Annotated in this window: 21 protein-coding genes and 3 pseudogenes; 14 read left to right on the forward strand and 10 right to left on the reverse strand. The window is 69.6% G+C overall.

Going from position 1 to position 22,268, the window contains the following annotated elements; translation table 11 throughout:
- Positions 1-300: 300 nt before the first annotated feature.
- The 3 pseudogenes from ACWDAG_RS27100 to ACWDAG_RS27110 form a co-directional block, all read left to right on the forward strand.
- Positions 301-423, forward strand: a pseudogene (locus ACWDAG_RS27100) (alpha/beta hydrolase fold domain-containing protein); the annotation flags it as partial.
- Positions 423-1,673, forward strand: a pseudogene (locus ACWDAG_RS27105) (FUSC family protein); the annotation flags it as partial. The pseudogenes ACWDAG_RS27100 and ACWDAG_RS27105, both read left to right, overlap by 1 nt.
- A gap of 53 nt (positions 1,674-1,726) precedes the next feature.
- Positions 1,727-1,918: pseudogene (locus ACWDAG_RS27110) on the forward strand (esterase); the annotation flags it as partial.
- Positions 1,919-2,040: 122 nt separating this feature from the next.
- Here ACWDAG_RS27110 and ACWDAG_RS27115 read toward each other — a convergent pair.
- On the reverse strand, positions 2,041-3,168 hold the full coding sequence (locus tag ACWDAG_RS27115) for a low temperature requirement protein A (RefSeq protein ID WP_450698166.1): 1,128 nt from the start codon (positions 3,166-3,168) through the stop codon (positions 2,041-2,043).
- Positions 3,169-3,218: 50 nt separating this feature from the next.
- Positions 3,219-4,586 carry a dihydrolipoyl dehydrogenase family protein gene (locus ACWDAG_RS27120; RefSeq protein WP_450698167.1) on the reverse strand — a complete coding sequence of 456 codons (1,368 nt, stop codon included), beginning with the start codon at positions 4,584-4,586 and terminating at the stop codon, positions 3,219-3,221.
- 236 nt (positions 4,587-4,822) lie between these two features.
- On the opposite strand from ACWDAG_RS27120, the gene ACWDAG_RS27125 reads away from it, so the two are divergent.
- The 6 genes from ACWDAG_RS27125 (at position 4,823) to ACWDAG_RS27150 (ending at position 9,316) form a co-directional block, all read left to right on the forward strand.
- A complete protein-coding gene (locus tag ACWDAG_RS27125; protein ID WP_450698168.1) occupies positions 4,823-5,401 on the forward strand; it encodes a Dps family protein in 579 nt (192 codons plus the stop codon).
- 174 nt (positions 5,402-5,575) lie between these two features.
- Entirely contained in the window at positions 5,576-5,962 is a 387-nt protein-coding gene (locus ACWDAG_RS27130; RefSeq protein ID WP_450698169.1) for a hypothetical protein, read from the forward strand.
- A gap of 14 nt (positions 5,963-5,976) precedes the next feature.
- Positions 5,977-7,080: an LLM class flavin-dependent oxidoreductase gene (locus ACWDAG_RS27135; protein ID WP_450698170.1), complete on the forward strand. Its 1,104-nt coding sequence runs from the start codon at positions 5,977-5,979 to the stop codon at positions 7,078-7,080.
- On the forward strand, positions 7,077-7,691 hold the full coding sequence (locus ACWDAG_RS27140) for an FMN reductase (protein WP_450698171.1): 615 nt from the start codon (positions 7,077-7,079) through the stop codon (positions 7,689-7,691). Before ACWDAG_RS27135 ends, ACWDAG_RS27140 begins: the two co-directional genes overlap by 4 nt.
- Positions 7,692-7,790: 99 nt before the next feature.
- Positions 7,791-7,988: a hypothetical protein gene (locus ACWDAG_RS27145; protein ID WP_450698172.1), complete on the forward strand. Its 198-nt coding sequence runs from the start codon at positions 7,791-7,793 to the stop codon at positions 7,986-7,988.
- Positions 7,989-8,071: 83 nt separating this feature from the next.
- Positions 8,072-9,316 carry a cytochrome P450 family protein gene (locus ACWDAG_RS27150; RefSeq protein ID WP_450698173.1) on the forward strand — a complete coding sequence of 415 codons (1,245 nt, stop codon included), beginning with the start codon at positions 8,072-8,074 and terminating at the stop codon, positions 9,314-9,316.
- A gap of 419 nt (positions 9,317-9,735) precedes the next feature.
- Here ACWDAG_RS27150 and ACWDAG_RS27155 read toward each other — a convergent pair whose 3' ends face one another.
- On the reverse strand, positions 9,736-10,338 hold the full coding sequence (locus tag ACWDAG_RS27155; protein ID WP_450698174.1) for a hypothetical protein: 603 nt from the start codon (positions 10,336-10,338) through the stop codon (positions 9,736-9,738).
- Positions 10,339-10,700: 362 nt separating this feature from the next.
- On the opposite strand from ACWDAG_RS27155, the gene ACWDAG_RS27160 reads away from it, so the two are divergent.
- Entirely contained in the window at positions 10,701-11,132 is a 432-nt protein-coding gene (locus tag ACWDAG_RS27160; RefSeq protein WP_450698175.1) for a hypothetical protein, read from the forward strand.
- Positions 11,133-11,745: 613 nt separating this feature from the next.
- Here ACWDAG_RS27160 and ACWDAG_RS27165 read toward each other — a convergent pair.
- Positions 11,746-12,576 (reverse strand): PIG-L family deacetylase, encoded by an 831-nt coding sequence (locus tag ACWDAG_RS27165; RefSeq protein WP_450698176.1) that lies wholly within the window; start codon positions 12,574-12,576, stop codon positions 11,746-11,748.
- A gap of 146 nt (positions 12,577-12,722) precedes the next feature.
- Here ACWDAG_RS27165 and ACWDAG_RS27170 point away from each other — a divergent pair, with 146 nt between their 5' ends.
- Entirely contained in the window at positions 12,723-13,121 is a 399-nt protein-coding gene (locus ACWDAG_RS27170; protein WP_450698177.1) for a DUF4874 domain-containing protein, read from the forward strand.
- On the opposite strand, the gene ACWDAG_RS27175 is transcribed toward ACWDAG_RS27170, so the two are convergent.
- From ACWDAG_RS27175 to ACWDAG_RS27190, 4 genes are all read right to left on the reverse strand, one after another.
- Positions 13,027-13,263 carry a hypothetical protein gene (locus tag ACWDAG_RS27175; RefSeq protein ID WP_450698233.1) on the reverse strand — a complete coding sequence of 79 codons (237 nt, stop codon included), beginning with the start codon at positions 13,261-13,263 and terminating at the stop codon, positions 13,027-13,029. The two genes, ACWDAG_RS27170 and ACWDAG_RS27175, sit on opposite strands and share 95 nt — an antisense overlap.
- Before the next feature lie 205 nt (positions 13,264-13,468).
- Positions 13,469-13,909 (reverse strand): VOC family protein, encoded by a 441-nt coding sequence (locus tag ACWDAG_RS27180; RefSeq protein ID WP_450698178.1) that lies wholly within the window; start codon positions 13,907-13,909, stop codon positions 13,469-13,471.
- A gap of 393 nt (positions 13,910-14,302) precedes the next feature.
- Entirely contained in the window at positions 14,303-15,358 is a 1,056-nt protein-coding gene (locus ACWDAG_RS27185) for an AI-2E family transporter (RefSeq protein WP_450698179.1), read from the reverse strand.
- A gap of 578 nt (positions 15,359-15,936) precedes the next feature.
- Complete coding sequence (locus ACWDAG_RS27190) at positions 15,937-16,716, reverse strand: class I SAM-dependent methyltransferase (protein WP_450698180.1); 780 nt, start codon at positions 16,714-16,716, stop codon at positions 15,937-15,939.
- 434 nt (positions 16,717-17,150) lie between these two features.
- Between ACWDAG_RS27190 and ACWDAG_RS27195 the strand changes: the two genes are divergently transcribed.
- Positions 17,151-18,128, forward strand: a complete 978-nt coding sequence (locus ACWDAG_RS27195) for an L-threonylcarbamoyladenylate synthase (protein WP_450698181.1) — start codon at positions 17,151-17,153, stop codon at positions 18,126-18,128.
- A gap of 96 nt (positions 18,129-18,224) precedes the next feature.
- Here ACWDAG_RS27195 and ACWDAG_RS27200 read toward each other — a convergent pair whose 3' ends face one another.
- Both ACWDAG_RS27200 and ACWDAG_RS27205 read right to left on the reverse strand, forming a co-directional pair.
- Positions 18,225-18,866: a carbonic anhydrase gene (locus tag ACWDAG_RS27200; RefSeq protein ID WP_450698182.1), complete on the reverse strand. Its 642-nt coding sequence runs from the start codon at positions 18,864-18,866 to the stop codon at positions 18,225-18,227.
- A 191-nt stretch (positions 18,867-19,057) separates the two neighbouring features.
- Positions 19,058-19,720, reverse strand: coding sequence for a hypothetical protein (locus ACWDAG_RS27205; protein ID WP_450698183.1), 663 nt, complete (start codon positions 19,718-19,720; stop codon positions 19,058-19,060).
- Positions 19,721-19,995: 275 nt separating this feature from the next.
- Here ACWDAG_RS27205 and ACWDAG_RS27210 point away from each other — a divergent pair, with 275 nt between their 5' ends.
- Positions 19,996-21,507, forward strand: a complete 1,512-nt coding sequence (locus ACWDAG_RS27210) for a lysyl oxidase family protein (protein WP_450698184.1) — start codon at positions 19,996-19,998, stop codon at positions 21,505-21,507.
- A 278-nt stretch (positions 21,508-21,785) separates the two neighbouring features.
- Positions 21,786-22,088, forward strand: coding sequence for a hypothetical protein (locus tag ACWDAG_RS27215; protein ID WP_450698185.1), 303 nt, complete (start codon positions 21,786-21,788; stop codon positions 22,086-22,088).
- The last annotated feature ends 180 nt before the right edge of the window (positions 22,089-22,268 follow it).

The following is a 22,268-nucleotide window of genomic DNA, read 5'->3' on the forward strand; positions in this document are numbered from 1 at the left end:
TTTATCCCAGCAGTGCACTGGATGCGTTCCGACAGTGCACTGCCTGTCCGTGCGCGCTGAGGACAACTCCGGTGCGCTCGTGGACAATCGCCGTCACTTGAGCGGCCGGCCGTTGCGATCGACGACTCGTCAGTTCCCCGGTCTGATGCGAAAGTCGCCTCACCGCGCCTGCGAGCCCGGCGCCAGACGAATCTGGGGAGATACACATGTCGGACGCCGTAGAGCCGCTCCAGCCGGTCCGAAGAGGTGCAGTCCGGTGAGATCGAAAGCCACAGATCGGCGAGGAGTGGATCACCATCCGGCGCGGGTGCCGCTGTGGTGTTCCCCGAGTAGGACCTGTCCCCCGAGGCCCGCTATCCGGTCGCCAAGGAGCAGAACTACGCCGTCGCCCGGTGGGTCGTCGAGCAGGCCGCGACCAAGGGCAGGCCGCCGAGCGGCTCGTGGAACTGCTCGGAGAGGCGCTGGAGATCGCCGGGAGCGGCGACACACTCGGGAAGGCGCCCACGTCGCCCGGCCCCGCGGGCGACCGGTTTCTGGTGCGCCCGACAATGTTCCGGCTGGTCCCGGTCGTCGTCCGGGCGGTCCGCCGTGAGCTCCGCTGGGACTCGCCCGTGTTCCGGCACGCCGTTCGCCTGGCGGCGGTGGCCACCTTCGGCTATCTGGTTGCTGCCCGGCTGCCCCTCGGCCACGGCTACTGGGCGCCCATCGCCTCGGTGATGGTGATGCGGCCGGACTTCCACCGGACGTACGCCCGTGCCGTGGCCCGCCTCGCCGGGACCCTGGCGGGGGTCGCGCTCGCCACCGGAATGGTGCGGGCCGTAGGCCCGGACGCTCATGTGTTCGGCGCGCTGGCGGTGGTTTCGGTGGGCCTTTCGTACACGTTGATCCGTACCGGCTACGCATACTCCCAGTGCTTCACGGCCGCGTACGTCGTCTTCCTGCTCGGCATGGGCGGCCAGGCCTGGGAGCAGACGGTTCCGGAGCGGGTGGTGCTCACCCTGCTCGGAGGGGCTCTGGCAATGGTGGCGTACGTGGTCTTCCCCGCATGGGAGACGCCCCGGCTGTCGGGCCGGCTTGCGGACTGGCTCGCCGCCAACGGCCGCTACGCGGCAGCGGTGCTCCGCAGCTACGCCGAACCGACCCGGGAGCATCGCGCCGAGATGCGCAAGGCCCTCCTGGCGAGCAGAGAGGCACGTGCCGCCTGGCAGGAGGCCTACGACCAGGCAAGGCAGGAGCCGGTCCGCCCCAGGGGGCTGACGTCGCGCGAGGCGCAGGAGGCGCAGGAGGCGCTCAAGAGGTTCGGCCGGGCGGCGATGCTCATGGAGAGCCACGTCCCGCGGGCCGACAGCCGTTTCGTCCCCGAGGCGGAGCAATTCGCCGGGGCCCTGGAGGCGGACACCGCGCAGGCGGCAGTCGACGTGCGCGAGCACAGGAATCCGGACTGGGGGCGCGTGGAGGAAGCGCTCAACGCGTGGGAGAACGCCGCCGGCAACCGGAGCCCGGTCGTACGGCGGGAGGCGGAACTGCAGAAACGGGCCTTGGAAGACCTCGCTACGGCCGTGAGCCGCACACCCCTGGAACGGGACGTCGGCTCTGCTCGCGAGGAGCAGCGGGTGCGGGCGGCCGTGGCGGTGGAAGGTGACGGATCAGGACCCGTGCACCGGGGTGGGTGACGGCGCGGCGACCGGGAGCGCGGCGACTCCTGGAGCGGGAGCGGCCCCGCGGCCGCGTCGAGCGCCCCGCCTCCCCACTGCGCACCGCCACCGAGCAGCTCGCGGGCCTTCCCCCGGCCCTGGCCATCACCGGCGAGGCCGACGAGCTCCGCGACGAGGGCGAGGCCCCCGCCGCCGAGGCCGCCATCACGCCGGCCACCGGCACCCTGCGCACCGCGCTGCACGGCGGTGCGGGCACGGGCTGACAAGGCGGTGGACGCCATGGCGGCCGCGCGGACGGGCTTCCTGCAGGTGTCCGTCTGCTGGCTGTCCGTCCGCGCAGACCGTTCATGTCGGCTGAGGACCGGGATCCTGCTGCGGGGCCCGGTCACCCGCTCTGCACCGTGACCACTGCGACCAGGCCCGCCAGGAGCGCGCCGGCGACAAGCGCGGGCGCCGGGGACCAGGCGGCCGCCAAGACCCCGACCGCGACGACGGGGAAAGGAATCCGCTCGGCCAGGGTTCTTTGGTGTGGCCGCAGGTGAACACCCCACACCGTGATCAGAAAGACGGCCGCCGGAACAGTGACCGCGGCGCCGGCGGCAGTCGGCGAGGCCGCTGTGTGACGCGTGACGTGATCGGCGTAGGCGGCCAGGCCGGCGCCCTCCGCGGTCGCCGAGGCGAAGATCAGGTAGTGGCCGTAGGCCCAGGGGAATCTCCTGCGGTGGGCCTGGTGCGTCGTGGCGAGCAGCGTGTGCGCGGGGCGAGCGAAGTACAGCCACCACATGGCGTAGGCCATGAGCAGGCCGCCGGCCGCCAGCGCGTAGAGAGCACCGGTGCCGTGATGCCTGTCGAGGGCGCTGCGGACGGCGACGGTGGCGGCCGCGACGGACTCGCCGAGGACGATGAGGGTGAACAGTTCGTAGCGCTCGGCGATGTGGTGCGGATGCCAGGGCGTCATTCCGGCGGACTGCGCCCATACCGGAACGGACACCTCGGCCACGATCATCACCACGATGCCCGGCAGCCGTACCGGATCCGGGACCAAGAGCAGCCCCACCCAGCCGAACTGGCATACCGTCACCCCCGCGGCGAAGCGCAGCGTGGTTCTCCGCCGGGCGGGATCGGACAGCGCGGCACGCAGCCAGAGCGCGGCAAGGGCCGTGCGCAGCACGACGTAACCGAGCGTGATGACGTGCAGATCCCCGTCCTCGAAAGCGCGGCGTACGCCGGCGGCGAGGATGAGGGATCCGGTGATCTGCACCAGCACCGTCAGCCGGTATGTGACGTCGTCGGGGTCGTAGGCGGAGGAGAACCAGGTGAAGTTCATCCAGGCCCACCAGATGGTGAAGAAGACCAGCCCGAAGCGCAGCACACCGCTGCCGTGGTCCCCTGCCGTCAGCGCCCCGCGCAGGCTGGTGGACGCCTGCGCCACCGCGACGACGAAGCACAGGTCGAAGAAGAGCTCCAGCGAAGTGGCGGATCGGTGCGGTTCATCGGGGTCGCGGCCCATCATGGTGCGCCACCGTCCCGCCGCCGGGTCCGCCTGTGTGGTCGGGGCGCGGTTCAGCGGAGGGCTCCCAGGGCCGCCTCGATCGTCCGGTGAAAGGTGGGATAGGTATAGATCATGTGCTGAAGCCGGTCGACGGGTACCTCGGCATGGACGGCCACGTTCAGCCCGTACAACACCTCCCCGCCCACCGGCCCCGCCGAGGTCGCACCGATCAGCACTCCCCGGTCGGCGTCCTCGACGAGCTTGATGAACCCCTCGTTGCCCGGCCCGTGGATCCAGCCGCGCGTGGAGGAGGCGACGGTCACCACGCTGGTGCGCACGCAGAGCCCCTGCTCCCGCGCCTGTCGCTCCGTCAGCCCCACGGCTCCGATCTCGGGATCGGTGAACGTGACCCGGGGCAGCGCCCGGTAGTCGGCGGCGGGTCCGGGCTGCCCGAGGATGTCCCGGACGGCGATCTCGGCCTGGTACATCGACACGTGGGTGAAGGCGCCCCGGCCGGTGATGTCGCCCACCGCCCACAGTCCGTCCCCGGCCCGCATCCGCCCGTCCGTGGGAACGGCTCCCGCTGCGGGATCGAGCCCCACCGAGTCGACCGCCAGGGAAGTCAGGTCGGCCTCACGTCCGGTGGCGACCAGGAGCCGTTCAGCGCTCAGCAGTTGTTCACCCCCCTCAAGGCGCACGGTGAACCCGGCGCCGTCGTGGCTGACCCGCCCCGCCCGGGCACCCGTGAGAACGGTGACTCCGTCCGCGCGCAGCACCTGCGCGGCCAGCTCCCCTGCTTCGGGCTCCTCCTGCGGCAGCAGCCGGTCCTGCCCCTCGATCACCGTGACCGCACACTTGAAGCGGGCGAAGACCTGGGCGAGTTCGACGCCGATGGCGCCCCCGCCGAGCACCACCATGGACGCCGCTAGCTCCTTGGCGGCCATGGCGTCCCGGTTGGTCCAGTACGGGGTTCCCTCCAGACCCGGCACCGGGGGGATCCGAGGCCGGGTGCCGGTGGCCAGCACGACACCGCGCCGGGCCTCGAAGGTGCGATCACCGACCGTCACACGGCGCGGCCCGGCGAGGCGCCCCCTCCCCCGGACGAGCCGACCGCCCTTCGCCGTGAAGCGGTCCGCGGCCACCTGGTCGTTCCAGTCGTCGGTGGCCTCGTCGCGGATCCGTCCGGCGACCTTGGCCCAGTCCGGAGTCACGACCGCTTCACCGGCGAGGGCGGGAACCCGGCCCGCCTCGGCGAGCAGGTTCCCGGCCCGGATCATCATCTTGCTGGGCACGCACGCCCAGTACGGACACTCACCCCCGACGAGTTCCGCCTCGACCCCCACCACGTCAAGTCCCGCTTCGGCCAGCGTGCCGGCGACGTACTCGCCGCCCGGCCCCAGCCCGACGACCACCACATCCGCCTGCTCGTTCGCACTCATGCCTCTCCTCGTTCCGCCGGCTCGCCGGGCATGGACTGTTCCGCTGACGCTAGAGCGGCCGGCAGGCGGCCCGAGTCCACCGGCGCACGGATGCTTGACCGAGAGTGAACGCCGAGGACAGGGACCGGCACAGTGCGCTGGCGGGCACCGTCGCATGCACTGCCGGTCAAGACACCTTCCGATCCGGCACCTAGCGTCACCGGGGTACGCACAGCACGGAACCGCAGGAGGCGTCCATGACCACCAACTCCCCCACCACCCACAGCAGTCAGCCCCTGCTGCACCAGAAGGGTGAGGTGATCCAGGAGTTCGGGACCGTCAAACAGCTGCCCATCGCCCTGACCTATGAGGCCCGGATGTACTCCTGCCAGCGCCTGAATCAGGTGCTCGCGGACACGCAGATCCTCTACGGCCTCTACAAGAAGCACCACTGGCTGATGCGCGGCGCCACCTTCTACCAGCTGCACCTGCTCCTGGACAAGCACGCGGGCGAACAGCTCGACCTCATCGACACCATCGCCGAACGCGTCCAGTCGCTGGGCGGCGTCGCGGTGGCAGACCCCCGGCACGTCGCCGAGATCACATCGATCCCGCGGCCCCCGGACGGCGTCGAGGAGGTGCCGGCCATGCTGTCCCGGCTGCTGGAGGCCCACGAGACGATCCTCATCGACGCCCATGACGCCACCGCCCGGACCGCCGAGTGCAGTGACGACGGCACCATCGACCTGCTGGTCTCCCAGGTGATCCGCACCGGCGAACGGCAGGCTTGGTTCCTGGCCGAGCATCTGGTCGACACGCCGCTGGTGCGTGCCTGAGGAACAGCCTCCGACCGTTGCCCGCCTGGGTGAGCAGGTGCGGCACGACGGCTGCACGTGGTCCGGTCCGCCGTATCCGGCACTGTCCACTCCCTCGAACGTGCCGCCGCACGCGCGACGCGCCGCGCCGCCGAACCGACCCGGGAGGCGTCGCGGCGCGTGACGGTCGGCACGATGCAGGGGAATGGGCGGGGACTCCACCACGCGTTGGCCGAGCCGCGTGCGGAGCATCCCGGCGTGGTCGTGCACCTGCGACGGGCGGCCGTCGCCGACATCCGGCAGGCACTGCGTGAGGGCACGGTGGACCTGGCCGTGGTGGAGCTCACCGATATCGCCCAGGGCGTCTGCATCATGCCCAAGTCCATTGCGGACCGTTTCCCCGATCTGCCCCAGTACCGCATCGACCGGCACGCCCCGAGCTGGAAGTGCGGCCTCGGCCGTCACAACGCCGAACGTCACGCCGCAGAGGCGAAGAACGCTGTGGGACCACTTCCCGTGCACGCGCAGTCATCCCGCCCGTGTAGGGGGCTCCTACCGTTCGAGAACCACTCGATCATCTGATAACCGGAGGAACCGTGCAGTTCGGGATCTTCAGCGTCGGCGACGTTACGCCGGACCCCACCACGGGCCGGACTCCGACCGAGCGCGAGCGCATCAAGGCCATGGTCGCCATCGCGCTGAAGGCCGAGGAGGTCGGCCTGGACGTCTTCGCGACCGGTGAGCACCACAACCCGCCGTTCGTGCCGTCGTCACCGACCACGATGCTCGGCTACGTCGCCGCGAAGACGGAGAAGCTGGTTCTCTCCACCTCGACCACTCTGATCACCACCAACGACCCGGTGAAGATCGCCGAGGACTTCGCGATGCTCCAGCACCTGGCCGACGGCCGGGTGGACCTGATGATGGGCCGCGGCAACACGGGGCCGGTGTATCCGTGGTTCGGACAGGACATCCGGCAGGGCATCGACCTGGCGATAGAGAACTACGCCCTGCTGCACCGCCTGTGGCGCGAGGACGTCGTCGACTGGGAGGGCAAGTTCCGCACTCCGCTGCAGGGCTTCACCTCCACCCCGCGGCCGCTGGACGGCGTACCGCCCTTCGTCTGGCACGGCTCGATCCGCTCGCCGGAGATCGCCGAGCTGGCCGCCTACTTCGGCGACGGCTTCTTCCACAACAACATCTTCTGGCCGGCCGACCACACCAAGCGGATGGTCGAGCTGTACCGGGAGCGCTATGCCCACTACGGGCACGGCACGCCCGAGCAGGCCGTCGTCGGGCTCGGCGGGCAGGTGTTCATGCGGCACAACTCGCAGGACGCGGTGCGGGAGTTCCGGCCGTACTTCGACAACGCGCCGGTCTACGGCCACGGGCCCTCCCTGGAGGACTTCACCGACCAGACCCCGCTCACCGTCGGCTCCCCGCAGCAGGTGATCGAGAAGACGCTGAGCTTCCGCGAGTACGCGGGCGACTACCAGCGCCAACTGTTCCTCATGGACCACGCGGGGCTGCCGCTGAAGACCGTGCTGGAGCAGATCGACATGCTGGGCGAGGAGGTCGTACCCGTGCTGCGCAAGGAGTTCGCCGTCGGACGGCCGGCGGACGTACCGGAGGCGCCTTCGCACGCATCGCTCCTCGCTTCCGCTCAGGAAACCTCTTCGGAAAGGGTGACCACCGCATGAAGCTCGTCGCCGTATCCGCGGGTCTGAGCACCCCCTCGTCCACGCGCCTACTGGCGGACCGTCTCGCCGACACGGTCCGCGACGAGCTCGCCGATCAAGGTCACAAGGCGGAAGTCGACGTCATCGAGTTGCGTGCCCTGGCTGTCGCCATCGCCAACAACCTCGTCACCGGTTTTCCCCCACCGCAGCTGGCCGGTGCGATCGAAGCGGTGACGAGCGCCGATGGTCTGGTCACCGTGACACCGGTGTTCAGCGCCTCGTACAGCGGGCTGTTCAAGTCCTTCTTCGATCTGATCGATCCGGGTGCCCTCACGGGCAAGCCGGTCCTGATCGGCGCGACGGGCGGCACGGCCCGCCACTCCCTCGTCCTGGACCACGCACTGCGCCCGCTCTTCACCTACCTGCGGACCGTGGTCCTTCCGACCGGCGTGTACGCGGCGTCGGAGGACTGGGGGTCAGGCAGCGACGCGCACACGGAAGGCCTGCCCGCACGGATACGCCGGGCGGGCAGGGAGATGGCGTCGATCCTGGCGACCAGAGCAGCGCATCCCGTACCTGAGGACGACCTGACCCTGTCCAAGAAACAACTCTCCGATCTGCGCTTCGACTGAGCAGGTCCGTCGTGTCCCCCTCGGTCAGTGGCGTTTCCATGCCTTCGAGGGGCCCGGCACCCATCTGTCGGCCCATCTGGACAAGCCGTCCCCGGCTGCGTGGTGCGGCCCACGAACGAGGTCCTCAAGCGGCAGGCCGCGACCGAGGAGGCGAAGGCGAAGAAGGATGCGGGCATCCTGCCGAAGGGACCGGATGCCCAGCATCCGGACGCAGCCGACCTCAAGGGCCGCGACTGGCTCACCCACCGCGGGGCCACCCCCAAGGCCTCAACCCGGCTGCGCGCCTCCGCGGTCTAGCCGGCAGGCACGCCCCATGCCCTGCCACGCTACGGCCATGTAGCGTAACGCTTCGTACAGGCGTCCGAGACTGTGAGGCTGCAATGGGAAACCCCCACCCCTTAGTGATCGACCCGACCGGCCGCGACATCCACGCCGAGGCCACCCGGATCCGCGCGCACGGACCAGTGACTCTGGTCGAACTTCCCGACGGGGTTGAAGCATGGGCCGTCAGCTCCCCCGATCTGCTCAAGCGCCTGATGACCGACCGGCGCGTCTCCAAGGATCCGCGCCGGCACTGGACCCGCTGGATCAACGGCGAAATCGCCCCGGAGTGGCCGCTGTTCACCTGGGTCGCGGTGCAGAACATGTTCACGGCGTACGGCGGCGAGCACAAACGCCTGCGAGCCCTGGTCGCCAAGGCGTTCACCGCCCGCCGCACCGCCGCGCTCCAGCCTCGACTCGAGGAGATCACCAAGAACCTGCTGGACGGGGTCGAGCAGGCCGGACAGGACGGGCGGGTCGTCGACCTGCGCGAGGGGTTCTGCTACCCGCTGCCGATCCAGGTCATCAGCGAACTGTTCGGTCTGCCTGAGGATCAGGGCGCAGAGCTACGGGCCGTCGTGGACGGCGTCTTCCACACCTCCGCCACGCCGGAGGAGGTCACCGACATCTACACACGGTTCTACGCCGCGCTCGCCAAACTCGTCACTTTCAAAAGGGAGTCACCCGGCGACGACCTGACCTCCGCGCTCATCGCATCTCGGGACGACGAGAGCGGCACCGGCCTCAGCGAGCAGGAACTCCTCGACACCCTGATGCTCATGGTCAGCGCGGGCCACGAGACCACGGTCAACCTCATCGACAACGCCATCCATGCCCTGCTCACCCACCCTGACCAGCTCGCGTTCGTCCGCAGCGGCCGCGCCTCCTGGGACGACGTGATCGAGGAGACGCTGCGCGTCGAGGCGCCGGTCGCCAGCCTGCCGCTGCGATACGCCGTGGAGGACCTGGCGATGAGCGAGTTCGGCGGTCCCGAAGGAGTCGTGATCGGCAAGGGTGAGGCCATCCTGGCCGCGTACGCTGCCGCCGGACGTCACCCCGGCAAGTACGGCAACCAGGCGGACCGCTTCGATGTCACCCGCGTCGACAAGGAGCATCTGGCCTTCGGTTACGGCGTGCACTTCTGCCTGGGCGCTCCGCTGGGGCGGCTGGAGGCGCGGATCGCGCTGCCGGCGCTCTTCGCGCGCTTCCCGGATCTGCGCCTCGCCGTGCCGCGGGGCGAGTTGGAGCCGGTGGAGTCCTTCATCTCCAACGGTCACCGCTCCCTCCCGGTGTACCTTCGCTGATCACGCCCGGCGCCACCGCGCTCGCAGCGGGTCCTTCCCGTCGTGCCCGATCTGCGAGACCGGTGCGCGTCCGGTGGCACCTTCGCACCGCAGCGCGGCGATCAGCGTGCTGAACTGCGGCCGGGCTCAGCCCGGTGACGGCGACGTCAGCAGCCCGGACGTGTCCTGGTCCTCCACCGGTTTCGGGGTCTTCCGGCGGTGGCCGGCCGAGGCGGAGGGGTTCGCGCTCGACGAGATGCACGGCTTCGGAGGACAACGCCCCTGGACGTACGTCTCCACCCCGCTCAAGCTCTTCCCCGATCATTGCGACGACGACGGCCCTGACCTCACTGCGACCGAGTGCGCCGCGTGGCCGACCTACCGTGACCAGCAGTTCCGTGGCGGGCTGCGGCGTGTGCTCCGGGTACCGACCCGGTGCCCTAGTCGTCACCTTCAGCCCGCATGCTGCCTTCGATGCCAAGGGCCTGGCGCATCCGCTGCCGCATCATCGCCAGTTGGCTCCACGACTCATCGACCCCGGCCGCGAAGGCGTTCAGTTCCTGCTGATCGTATGGGGTGGTCGCGGAGATGCGTTTGAGCAGTCCATAGCCTGCGTTCAGACGGTGGCCGGCTGCCGTGGCCGCTGCGAGCACGTCGTCAGGGACCACCATCTCAGCCTGCGCGTAGCTGTCCCGCTGGGCGATACGGCTGGCTTCGAGCTGTTCCAGGCAAAGCTCGACCCCCGTGCCCGTCTGCAACGCGTGCAGGAGGTTGACTTGAGCGGTCATGTATTGCCGTGAGGCCGTGTTCAGGGAGATGCAGCAAGAGCGGAGCAGTTCGAAGAGCGCCTGCGCCTTCTGCTCGGAGCGCTCTGCCTGCCGCAACGCCTCGGCCTGTTGGCGCTCCTCGCGCCTTTGCTCCTGGGCCGCTTCCAGCTCCATCCGTTTCGTCCGGTCAGCCCGACTCTGTGTCAAAAGTGCCGCGCCGAGTGTGCCGACGACACCCACAATGGCCACCACCAGCGCGGACCAACCCCCGCTCATACACTCACTCTCCTCGCTTCCCAAGTCCCTGTCAGGCCCGCCGGAACGCCCACGCCGGGCAGCGGTGAGGACGAGCTCGGCGTGGTCTGGGCGGTGGCCGTGTCGGTTTCTGAGGTCCGTCAGCAAGCCGTGCGCCCCGTTGAGGGTGATACCTGTTCCGCTGAATGGCACGGCTGTGACGGTCCGCCCCGTAGCGGCGCACCATCCATGCAGAAGGTCGTCGGCCCTGTCCCCCCACTCATTTCACTCACGGCCCCGTTCCTATGGGGCCTGGACAAAGGAATCCCATGCGAGGAAAACGACTCGGACGCACTGTAGCCGCGGTCCTGGCGAGCATCGCCTTACTCTTGGGTTGGGCAGGCGTGGCCGGCGCCACCCCCAGCCACGAAGCCGCGCCGTCGCGCAGCTTCAGCCCGGCGGACGTCGGCGCAACCCTCACCACGGCCAAGATCACATTCCTGACCTCGGGCGAAGACAAGGACAACAACACCACCCTGAGCATCAAGGTGGTGACTGCCGCCGGCAAGACCGCGGCGTCGGCGTTCGACACCTTCGGCAAGTTCGGCGACGGTTCCGTCGTGCCCGTCAATCTGCTCGTCCGGAGGAACATCACCTGGGACGCGCTTCAGGGCGGCAGTCTGCGACTTCACATCGAGCCGAACGGCGATGACACCTGGAAGTTCGGCTACAGGCTCGACCTGACGTTCGACGACGGGGATGTGTCCCAGACGATCGTGAACCGCATCTCGATGAGCGAGGACAACAAAGACCACACGCACGCGATCGAGTTCTGACTCGACCTCGTGAGGTCGGCATAGCCAGACACCGAGTGGCCGTTCCCAGGGGGCACCACACTGCTGGGAACGGCCACATACCTGGGTCCAGATGACCAGCGCGACGAGGATCCCCATACGACCCGCACCTGATTGCTGATGTCGTCAGGCGGACGATGTACGGGCGCAGGCCCGCCCGCCGGGCGCGGGAAAGCGACGAGCATGCGGTCGAGCTGCCTCGCAAGGACCCGTGGTCGCAGGCGCAATGACCGCGGCCGCGCTCAGCCCTGGCCATGCTGTGAAGGACGTGGCCACGCTTCGATGACGTCTCGTCAGGCCCGCACCTGGAGCCCATGCGGGCGCACCACCGTGGTACGAGCGCGTGGCCCGCGCCTGGCATCGCTGGTCGACCGCCGCAACGTGCTGCCACATGGAAGGCGACCCGCCATCATCCAACTCTCCTCTCACACATCGGACTTCAACCGGACGGCCCGTCGGGGAAGAGCGCGTGTCGGGTCGCGGGTGCGGGCGCGTGTCGACGAGCGGAACTCCTGCGAACCAGCCTCCGGGTGCGTGACCCGCTCAAACGCGCCGTGCCGATCAATGCGCTTCTACGCCCGGTCGGACGGCCGGATCAGCGCAGTCCGGCGAAGAGATCGTTCTCGGGTACGGGCGCGCCGGTCGCGTCCTGGACACGTACGAAGGTCTCCATGCCCATCAACGCGCCGAACCTCTCCTTGCCCATCTTGAGGAAGAAGATGTTCTCGCCCTGACTTGCGTGCGCGGCCAGCGCGTCGAACTTCTGGCCGCTGAACCCGGTCGTGTCCACCCATGTGGTGATCTCGTCGTCGGGGAGGCCGATCTCGACCGGCGCCGCAGCCTCAGGGTCCGGCTCAGGCATGTCCTCGCCGAACTCGCGCATGATCTCGCCGAACCGCTGCATCATGGAGCGGGGCGCTGTGGTCCAGTACACCTTCGGCGCCAGCTCGGTCATCTCCAGCGCCGCCATGGTGATGCGGTGGGCCTGGATGTGGTCGGGGTGGCCGTAGAAGCCGTTCTCGTCGTAGGTGACGACCACATCAGGCCGGTAGTGCCGCATGAGTTCCGCGAGGCGGGCCGCGCCTTCCTGCACCGGGGTCTGCCAGAAGGATCCAGGGGCGTCGTTGCTCGGCCAGCCCATCATCCCGGAGTCGGCATAGTCCAGCATCTCCAGATCGCTGACCTTCAGGACATCACAGCTCGCCATGAGTTCTTGACGGCGCATCGAGGCGACCGCCGCCGGATCGTGCCCGGGATCGCCCGGCTTGACACCTCCCGGCCCGTCACCACAACCGCCGTCGGTACACGTCACGAGAACCGTGCGGATGCCTTCCGCCGCATACCGCGCCAGGACCCCTCCGGTTCCGGTGGCCTCGTCGTCGGGGTGGGCGTGTACTGCCATGAGCGTCAAGCGGCGGTCAGTCATGAAACAGTCCTCCAGCAGACATACGTATTGGTCCAAGCAGCGCGGCGGGCGTGCCACGATCCTGGGGCCCGGATCCTGGCAGGGCGGACGACCTTGCGGCCTCCGCGCTCCCCGCCCCGTGGCGCCGGTCCCCGGTTGATGCAACCGTGTCGGCCGGGCCGGCTGTTCCCACCACAGGAGTCAAACTCACCCAGCTCTACGTCCACCTGTGGGACTACGCCACCACCACGATCCCCTCCAACGCCCTGGCCAACATCCAGAAGATCTTCGGCGGCCTGCGCTCCAAGGGCTACCAAGCCCTCCTGCGCTTCGCCTACGACGACGGGGTCCGGCCCGACCGGCACTACACGGTGCAGCCTGGACGCCCATACCTGGGCACGCTTGACAGAGGAGCTGTAGCCCGGCCTGCCTCCGGGGGGTGTCAGCTCTCCGTTTGGCGGGCTTGTGTCGTCAGCCCGGGGGGGGTGACGAGGGCGAGCCAGCGTTGCGGGCGGCGGGTGGCTGGTCAGTGGGTGCGGTGGAGAACAGCAGGTAGATGTCATTGACGGTGATGTCCGCGTGGATGTCACCGTCGGCCTGCCCGGCGCGGATGAGGCCGGCGACGGCCGAGCCCGCGTATGCGGCGACGACTTCGGCGACCAGGTCGGTCTTGGTGGGGAAGTGCCCGTACAGGGTACCCACGGCCACGCCCGTGGCGGCGGCTCCACGGGCGCCGACGCCCTGTCCGCGCTGAAGAACGCCCGCACTCCCGGTCAGACGAGCCAGGCGCTGGAGCGGGTCATGGAAAGCGATCTGCTGTACATCTGCGCGGCCGCTCTTTCCGCCGCCGTCGTCTGGCGGCTCAGCGGCCGGTTGAAACAAGCGATGCAGCGGCATGGTTCGGTCCCCCGCCTCAGCGCAGTTGCTGGGCCAGTCCGACGATGATGCCTTCCGGGCCTCGGAGGTAGCAGAGCAGATGGCTGTCCTCGAACCTGGCGATCTCGCCGACGAGTTCGGCACCGTGGGGGCGCAGGCGGGCAACGGTGTCCTCGATGTCGTCGACAGCGAACATGACGCGATGCGTGCCCACAATGTTGTGCGGCCGGTTGCGCGGCCCGGCACTGATCACCGCGGGGCTGTGGTATTTCGCCAGCTCGAGACGACTGTGACCGTCCGGCGTCCGGACCATCGCGATGTCGCAGCGGACGCCGTCGAGTCCGGTGCACTGGTCGGCGAACGGACCCTGGATCTCCGCCCTGCCCTCCAGCTCCATACCGAGCTCCACGAAGAACGCGATGGCGGCATCCATGTCCTCGACGACGATGCCGACGTTGTCCATCCGCTGGATCGCCATGTTGTTTTCTCCTTCTCCCTCGTGCGGCCGGTGGTGGCCGCTGATGTCCCTGGGACGGAGCCGGGGACACGTTCTCGACATCCGCACACCGCGAACTCCGAAAATCTGGATCGCCCCTCAGCACCACCACAGCAGCCCCGCGAGCCACGAGCCACCACCCAGGGCGGGTGTGGTGCAGGGATCACGTGGGGCCGCGGACACACGAGGCTCCCGCGCCGTCGAGGGAGGTGTTCGACGTCTCAACCCACCGACACAGGAGCCTCGTCGGTCTCCTGCCCTACGGGGCTCGACCTGCCTCAGGCCCTGGTCGAGTCGGTCACGAGTCCCGCAGATCCGGATCAAGGGCCATGACCCTCCTCCGGCCACCGCCGCACGGACGTATCGGTGCGAGCCCTATGCACCCACCCCGCTCCGCCCGGCCCAGGGGCCGCGCAGTTCACTGCCCACCGCCCACGCCACCGACACCATCGGCACCGCCACAACCGCGCCGACCACCCCGGCCAGGACGCCTCCGGCAATCACCGAGACGGCCACCACCACCGGGTGCAGCCGCACCGCCCAGCTCATCACCAGCGGATGCAGCACATGGCCCTCGATCTGGCCGACGACCACGATCAGCGCCAGCACCACGATCGCGATGACCGGTCCGCGCGACGCCAGGGCCACCACCGTGGCCACCCCCAACGCAATCGGTGACCCCACCAGCGGGACGAACGCGGCAAAGAACTCCAGCAACGTCAGCGGCAGCGCCAACGGCACCCGCAGCACGAACAAGGCGGTGCCGACCAGCACCGCGTTGGTGGCCGCCACGATCACGATGCCCCGCGTGTACCCGGCGAAGGTCCGCCACGCCGCACCACCCGCACGGCCGAACGCATCCCGCGCCCGCCGCGGCAGCCCCTCCTGGAACCAGGACCACAACCGGTCACCGGAATGAATGAAGAACACCGAACAAAACAGCGCAAGCACCACCGCCGTCAGCACCTCAACCAGCCGCCCGGCCCCGCTCACGGCACCGCTGACCAAAGCCGAGCGATGCTCGGACACAAAAGAACCCACCTTGCCCTGCAGATCCGACATCACCGTGGGACTCACATGGAAAGGCGCCCCCTGCAGCCAGCGCTCGATACGCCCCACTCCCCCGCCGAACTCCCGCCCCAACCGGTCCCACTCACTCGCCACCAGCTCCCCCACCAGCGCCAGCAGCCCAAGGAGAGCGATCAGGCTTCCTGCGACACCCACCACCACCGCCAACGCCCTCGGCAGCCACCGCGCCAGAAGATCCACCAGCGGACGCAACACCGACGTCACCACCAAGGCAAGAAACAGCGCCACAGCAACCAGCTGCAAACGCCCCAACATCACAAAACCCGCATACGCGAGCACCCCCACCACCAACAGCCGCCACCCATACGCAGCCCCCACCCGCAACCCCCGGGCCACCACCACACCCTCTCCGGCCCCCCGCCCCGCCACCCCGGCCCTGCGCGCACGCGTCACCGATCCGGCACCCCGCGGCGGCCGACTGCCCAGCACCACAAACCGCAGCCGCTCCCCGCCACGACGGGCGCCACCACCGCCACCCGGATACCGACGCGACCAGCGCACGGCACCACCCACCCGCACATCACCACCTCACCTCACCAAAACCACGCAGCCATGTGTCCCCCCGGAGGCCACCTTCTCAATCGCCGGTGCTCTCACGGACCAGCCCGGACAGAAGGGGAACCATCAGCGTCGGTAGCGGCGGCAGCCCGTAGGCGGTAGGGCCTTGGTGGGTCAGGCAGTGTGGAAGGAGCCACCGTCGAGCATGGCGAAGGGCGCCACGTTCCCGAGCGGCGTCCCAGCCGGGCGGTCGGCAACCGTGCCTCGGCGAGCTGTTCGGCAGACCGACGTCCGCGTGTACGACATCAGCAGGACTCCGTCGCCCCGGCCGCCGAAGGCGAACTCCAGGAAGCGTCGCCGCTCGGCACCCCGGCCCGCTTCCTGCGGGGCCAGGCTTGCGGTTCAGAAGTCGCTCCCCTGCCTCACCCCGCGCGCCGTCCGACACGCAGGACGCTCAGACAACGGCGTGGCGCCCGATCGCCCATCCGCGTGCGGATGCGCTCGGCGACAGCGTCCAGCAGGGGCTCACGGACCTCCCGGTCGAGCCTGCGATACAGCGACGTCGAGCGAAGGAGATCGGCGAATCCCTCCCCGGTGAACCACTGAACCGTCGGATACCAGCGCACCACCGTCGGACCGAACAATCCTCCGGGATCCTCGACCAGGCCCCAGCCTTCGTGGGTGGTGCGCACGTCGTCCTCCAGCGGCGGATGGCACCAGCCGGGGTTCCCCGGCGAGAACCGCTCGTGCAGATCGGCGCTCTCGGCATACACCTCCGGCTCTCCCGGCCGACGGACCACGACGTGCCCAAGCAGCGCCATCCAGCCTCCCGGCGAGAGGACCTCGTGCGCCCGCCGCCAGCCGACAGACGGATCGACCCAGTGCCACGACGACGCCGCGACCAGGGCATCGAAGCGCCGGCCACGGTCGTCCCAGTCCTCGAACCTCGACGTCTCGACCTCGACATCACGAAAGGCGGCGACCCGACGGCGAGCAAGTTCGGCCATGTCCGGGCCCGGCTCGACGGCGGTCACCGAGCAGCCCAGCGCTGCCAGCGATCGCGTCGCCTGACCACTGCCGCAGCCCACCTCCAGCACCGACGACCCTTCGCCCATGCCAGTGATGGCGACCAGATCCGCGAACAACTCGTCCGGGTACCCCGGCCTGACCCGGTCGTAGAGCTCCGCCACCTCGTTGAACACCCGGCCGAGGCCATATGGATCCGGGCGCGTCCTCGGGTCGTCAGTCACGAGCGCACAAACTACGAGGCCCGTCCGTCAAGACGCCACCGGTTTGACCACAGCCGCGGACACCCAGCCGCCGACAGCTCAGAAACAGCTGCGGCTCCCGGCGAGTCGGAGGTCGGGGTGGTCGGAACGTTGACGCTGCCGAGTCGTTGGGTACTGGGCACGGTTCCCGGTCTGCTCCCGTCTCGCGACGCCCGGCGCAACCCGGCCGACCGGGTAAGGTCTCGTCGGTTCTACGCTGGATCCGGGCCGTCTTGGCGGTGTTCCCCCATGTCGCCGTGACGGCTTTGGTGCGCCTCAGCTCATGCGGTGCCGTATGCCGAAGGCATCGTCGTATGCCGAGGCGACCGTGGAATGTGGGGGATCCGAACGGTGAAAGGATTGCCGTGGTGACGGCGGAAACCCGTGACATCGAGAAGGCGGCCGTTGTGCTGCGCGCCGGAGGGCTCGTGGCCTTCCCGACCGAGACCGTCTACGGTCTGGGCGCCAACGCCGAGGACCCCGCCGCCGTCGCGCGCATCTTCCAGGTCAAGGGACGCCCGCCCTCTCACCCGCTCATCGTCCACCTCGCCGGCGCAGAGCACCTGGCCGACTGGGTCCAGGACGTGCCCGCGACCGCCCGCCTGCTGGCCGAACACTTCTGGCCGGGACCCCTCACGCTGGTCCTGCGTCGCGGTCGCAGGGTGCCCCTCGAAGCGACCGGTGGCCTGGAAACGGTGGCCGTGCGCGTGCCCGACCACCCCGTCGCCCTCGCGCTGCTGTCAGCCTTCGGCGGCGGTGTCACGGCCCCGTCCGCCAACCGCTTCGGCCAGGTCAGCCCCACCACTGCGCACCATGTCCGTACGGAGCTCGGTGATGGCGTCGACTTCGTGCTGGACGGCGGCTCCTGCGAGGTCGGAGTCGAGTCGACCATCGTGGACGCCACCGGCGAGATGCCGAGCATCCTGCGGCCCGGCGGGGTGACCCGCGAGGACCTCGAAGCGGTGCTGGGACGCCCGCTGGCGGTCCACTCGACGAGCGGCGTCCGGGTGCCGGGCCAGCATCCGTCCCACTACGCGCCGCGCGCCCGGGTCGTCCTCGTCGAGCCCGAGAAGGTCGTCGCCGAAGCGGAGATCGCACAGGAGCTCGGGCACCAGGTCGGAGTCTTCCTTCCGCCCTCCCTTGCCGAGGCTCCGGTGAAGGCGCACGCCGTGGTGACCGTCCCCGGTTCGATGGCCGCATACGCCCGCGGGCTCTACGGGTTCCTGCGCGAACTCGACGAGCGGGGATGCGATCTCATCGTCGCATCCCTGCCGGTGGAGGAGGGTCTGGGACTGGCGATCGCCAACCGGCTCCGCCGCGCTGCAGGGCCCCGGACCAGTGCGTGACCGGCACCGACGTCGACGCCTGTCGGGCCTGGTCGTGCCCGCCCTGATGGAAGGGTCCCGACCAGGTCCGCCAGCGAGCATTGGAGCTTGCCGGGTTCAGGATGCGGTGGGGACCGCTGCACCGATTCCGCGGGCCGCGACGAGTTCCGCACTGCCGTCAGCCAGGCGGTAGCACAGGCCCACCACGGCCGCCTGGCCGGCGGCGACCTTCTCGGCCAGCACCCGGGAGCGGTCCAACAGCAGATCGACGGTGTGCCTTATGTGCTCGGCGAGGATCTCCTCCGGCTCCACCCGCCCGGCGGCCCGCGCCGCCAGCACGCTGGGGGTCACCCGCTCGACGACATCACGGACGTACCCGGCCGGTGCCATGCCGTCCTCCAGCGCGGCGCACGCAGCGCCCACGGCGCCGCACGAATCGTGACCGAGCACCACCACCAGCGGGCAGCCCAGCACGTCCACCCCGTATTCGATGCTGCCGAGCACCTCCGCACCCACCACGTGGCCCGCGGTGCGCACCACGAACAGGTCGCCCAGGCCGCGGTCGAAGATGATCTCAGCGGCCAGCCGGGAGTCGGAACACCCGAAGAGCACAGCGAAGGGCTGCTGGGACGGGGCGATCTCGGCGCGGCGGGCGGCGTCCTGGTTCGGGTGTTCGGGGGCGCCGGCGACGAAGCGCTGGTTACCGGCCAGCAGCAACTCGAAGGCGTCGCGGGGTGTCGGAGTCTTGATCTCGGCCATGACCGCAGCCTACGAGCCGACACCACCGATCGCGCCACACGGTCCCCGCACGAGCGGCGTAGGAGCGTAGGGGCGCGAGCGTGCGGTGATCGAGGTGTCGCTGCGTCCACGTCTGCCGGGTGAGGTTGCAGCCCAGACTTCGTGGATCTGTCCCCGCAGCATCATCAACCTCGCCTGTGAGTGGCAGTGGATCAACCATCGTGGGTGGTTCGGCCGCGTGTCTCATCTGCCCAGCCCCGAGTCAAGGCCAGTCGGCCTGACCGGTGTGCCTCGCGCTGTTCGGTGACCCATCGCTCGACCTGGTTGACAGATGTCGCGAGCGACTGGCCGGTGGTGTCGATCAGGTGTGTGCGCCATCGGGGGTCCTCGGCGGTCCACGAGGTCCACCGGTCCCAGGCCATCTCCGGCCGGCTCCCCTCGGTGATGACATCAGGCCGGAAGCGCGGGTCGCGAGCGTGCCCGCGGTGCCAGGCGGCCCAGCCGCAGAAGGAGTCGGTTGCGGCCTGGTCCCACCGTCCGCCGTCCCGTGCGGCGAGTCGGTCGCGCCGGTCCTGGTCGGCGACATCGATCAGGCAGGTCGCGATTCCGTTCAACGACGGGGCCGAGGGAGCGGCCAGGACCTCACCGAGCGGTGAGTTTCCGGTCAACAGCAGGTCCATGCCACGGTCCTGATACTCCAGTGCGCGGCGCACCCACACCTCGGTCATGCGATGGCGCCAGTGGGGAGGCGTCGGAGGGTCCGGGACCCCGACTTCGTCGAAGTCGTGCACCGCGACCCCCTCCAGCCGGTCGGCGAGGGCCAAAGCGAGCGTGGTCTTCCCCGCGCCGCTGGATCCGGTGAGCTTGAGCAGCATCTGGCCAGGGTGACAGCCCGCAAAGGCTTTCTCGACTGGATTGTCGAGCCCCCGGCCTGCGGCATCGACCTGGGTGCCGACCCACAAGGTTCACCCGGGCACGTGTGCCGCCGCCCAGCAGCTGACAGCCACAACGAGCCTGGATTCAGGGCAATTTCGGCGGCCAGGCAACCTGAAGCGACCTTTCACACTTTTCACAGATGGCACACAGGAACCTGCTTCCGTGCCTGCAAGACGTGCACGACTCGTCCCGACCAGACGCAGAAAGAGCACTCATGAACAGACACCGCCCCACCGTCTTACGGCGTTCGGCGATCATCGCCGCCGCCACCCTCACCGTCGGCGCCGCCGGAACCCTCGACGCGCCCGGCGCGGGAGCGGCGACACCCACGGGTACACCGAAGCTCCAACTGATCGCCGCCTCCCCCTCGGTGACCGTCGACCGCTACGAGGGTCAGCCGGGGGTCTACCTGGACCTCGGCACCTACATCACGGTCGACGGGGGACCGCTCGAGCTGCAGGTGACGCGCAAGTCCTACAACGACCCCGTCGTCGCGTCGCAGGTGATCCACTCCGGCGGCCGGACCCTGACCAAGACCCTGCCGACGGGCCTGGTGAAGGACTTCTCGGGCCTGCCGGACTTCCTGAAGATCAGCATCAGCGACGCCTCGGGCGCGAAGGTGGCCGACACCACGGAGTCGTTCTGCCCGAACAACCGAGCGGGCCGGATCCGGCCGGACGCCCCGGCCACCTCGAAGTACCCCGGCGGATGCTCCGACAACCCGTTCGCGCTCGGCGGGGTGTGGGGTGTCGAGAAGGGCTGGGCGGCGGCCACGTCCCAGGACTTCCGCGGGGACAACACCATCAACCTGGCGGCCGGCGTCTACACCGCGAAGGTGTCGGTGGCGAAGAAGTACCGCGACCTGTTCGGAATGCCGGACAAGGCCCAGACCGTCAAGGTGACGGTCCGCCAGAACTCCGGCGGGGGCCAGGGCCTGGCCAAGCATGGGCAGAAGAACGCGTCGCAGAGCCCGAAGCCCGCCGCGCAGCGCCCGGTCGGCCCGGCGACCGTTCCCGCGGACGTGCCCAAGCCCGACCTGCGTGCCCTCCCCGCGTACGGCATCGCGATCACCGACGGGAACGAAGGCGGAGCGGGCGCAGCCCCGGGCAAGGACTACCTCGCCTTCAGCGCCACCGTGTGGAACGGTGGCCCCTCGCCGCTGGTCGTGGACGGGTTCCGCAAGCCCGGCGCGGAGAAGATGGACGCGTACCAGTACTTCTACGACGCCCAGGGCAAGCAGGTCGGATACACGCCCACCGGCACCATGGAATGGGACCCGCGGGAAGGCCACCAGCACTGGCACTTCAGCGACTTCGCCAGCTACCGGCTGCTCGGCGCGGACAAGAGGGAGATCGTCCGCAGCGGCAAGGAGGCGTTCTGCCTGGCCAACACCGACGCCATCGACTACACGGTGAAGAACGCCAACTGGCACCCGTACAACACCGACCTCTCCACCGCGTGCGGCGAGCAGACCGCCGTCTCGGTGCGCGAGGTGCTCGACGTCGGCAACGGCGACACCTACAGCCAGTACCGGCCCGGCCAGTCCTTCGACGTCTCGGACCTGCCGAACGGCACCTACTACATCCAAGTCATCGCCAACCCCGACAACCGGCTCAAGGAGCAGAGCACGGCCAACAACGTCACGTACCGCCAGGTCATCCTCGGCGGCACGCCGGGGGCCCGCACGGTGACCGTGCCGAAGTACGGCCTCATCGACGCTCCCTGACCACCGGCGGGCGGGGGCACGCGCCTCCGCCCGCTGACGTCAGCCGGTGCATACGCAGTAACCCGAGCTCGGGCGGGCACCGATCACGCGGCGCTGACGCCAAGCAGCTCGACCAGAGACACGTCCATTCCTCGACGAACCCCGTGCTGCGCTCACACGGCAGGAGGCCAGGCCGGCCACCAGCACGGCGCTCACCGAGTCGCAGGCGGTCGGCCCCGAGTTGGTCCTCTGAATGGCGTTCGTCGCCCGTCGTCCAGCGTCGACAGCCTTGCTGAATCATGGGAGCGCGGACGGAGTACATGGTGATCGAGAACGGCGCCGGCACCGGTACCACTCGCACGGGGCCGCCGACCGGGCGGTCGACGAATGGCTCGACGACGTGTGGTGCGAGGGCGCCGCACTCGTCGACCACCACTGCCGGATCCATCCACACGGACGAGCTGTTGCCGCTGCGGCCGGGCGAGACGGCGAGGCTGAGCGACGGCGGTACGGGCGTCCTGTGGTCGGAACGGGTACGGCTGGCGGGCGCGCAGGCGGTGACGTCGTACACAAACGGCCCGGTGGCAGGCGTCCCGGGATGACGCGCAGCTCCCTTGGCTCGGTGCCACTTGGTACGGGGGCCACGCACACCCTCGCCGACCTCTTCGCTCGGATCTGCGCCGAGCGGGGGAGCGCCGTTGCGCCTGGCTCCGGAAGGTGTGGAGGTCGCGGCCAGCGGGTGGGGTCGCCTTCGTACGGGAGCCGCAGGAGGAGCCGGGCGG

The sequence above is a fragment of the Streptomyces sp. NPDC001157 genome (genome assembly GCF_053598255.1).

What these genes read in the sequence shown, in the direction of transcription:
- ACWDAG_RS27130 (WP_450698169.1), top strand. Translation starts at nt 5,576, where the DNA reads ATGCAGGGGAATGGGCGGGGACTCCACCACGCGTTGGCCGAGCCGCGT.
- ACWDAG_RS27205 (WP_450698183.1), bottom strand. Translation starts at nt 19,720, where the DNA reads ATGCTGCTCAAGCTCACCGGATCCAGCGGCGCGGGGAAGACCACGCTC.
- ACWDAG_RS27125 (WP_450698168.1), top strand. Translation starts at nt 4,823, where the DNA reads ATGACCACCAACTCCCCCACCACCCACAGCAGTCAGCCCCTGCTGCAC.
- ACWDAG_RS27200 (WP_450698182.1), bottom strand. Translation starts at nt 18,866, where the DNA reads ATGGCCGAGATCAAGACTCCGACACCCCGCGACGCCTTCGAGTTGCTG.
- ACWDAG_RS27140 (WP_450698171.1), top strand. Translation starts at nt 7,077, where the DNA reads ATGAAGCTCGTCGCCGTATCCGCGGGTCTGAGCACCCCCTCGTCCACG.
- ACWDAG_RS27210 (WP_450698184.1), top strand. Translation starts at nt 19,996, where the DNA reads ATGAACAGACACCGCCCCACCGTCTTACGGCGTTCGGCGATCATCGCC.
- ACWDAG_RS27215 (WP_450698185.1), top strand. Translation starts at nt 21,786, where the DNA reads ATGGGAGCGCGGACGGAGTACATGGTGATCGAGAACGGCGCCGGCACC.
- ACWDAG_RS27120 (WP_450698167.1), bottom strand. Translation starts at nt 4,586, where the DNA reads ATGAGTGCGAACGAGCAGGCGGATGTGGTGGTCGTCGGGCTGGGGCCG.
- ACWDAG_RS27155 (WP_450698174.1), bottom strand. Translation starts at nt 10,338, where the DNA reads ATGAGCGGGGGTTGGTCCGCGCTGGTGGTGGCCATTGTGGGTGTCGTC.
- ACWDAG_RS27165 (WP_450698176.1), bottom strand. Translation starts at nt 12,576, where the DNA reads ATGACTGACCGCCGCTTGACGCTCATGGCAGTACACGCCCACCCCGAC.
- ACWDAG_RS27150 (WP_450698173.1), top strand. Translation starts at nt 8,072, where the DNA reads ATGGGAAACCCCCACCCCTTAGTGATCGACCCGACCGGCCGCGACATC.
- ACWDAG_RS27115 (WP_450698166.1), bottom strand. Translation starts at nt 3,168, where the DNA reads ATGATGGGCCGCGACCCCGATGAACCGCACCGATCCGCCACTTCGCTG.
- ACWDAG_RS27180 (WP_450698178.1), bottom strand. Translation starts at nt 13,909, where the DNA reads ATGGCGATCCAGCGGATGGACAACGTCGGCATCGTCGTCGAGGACATG.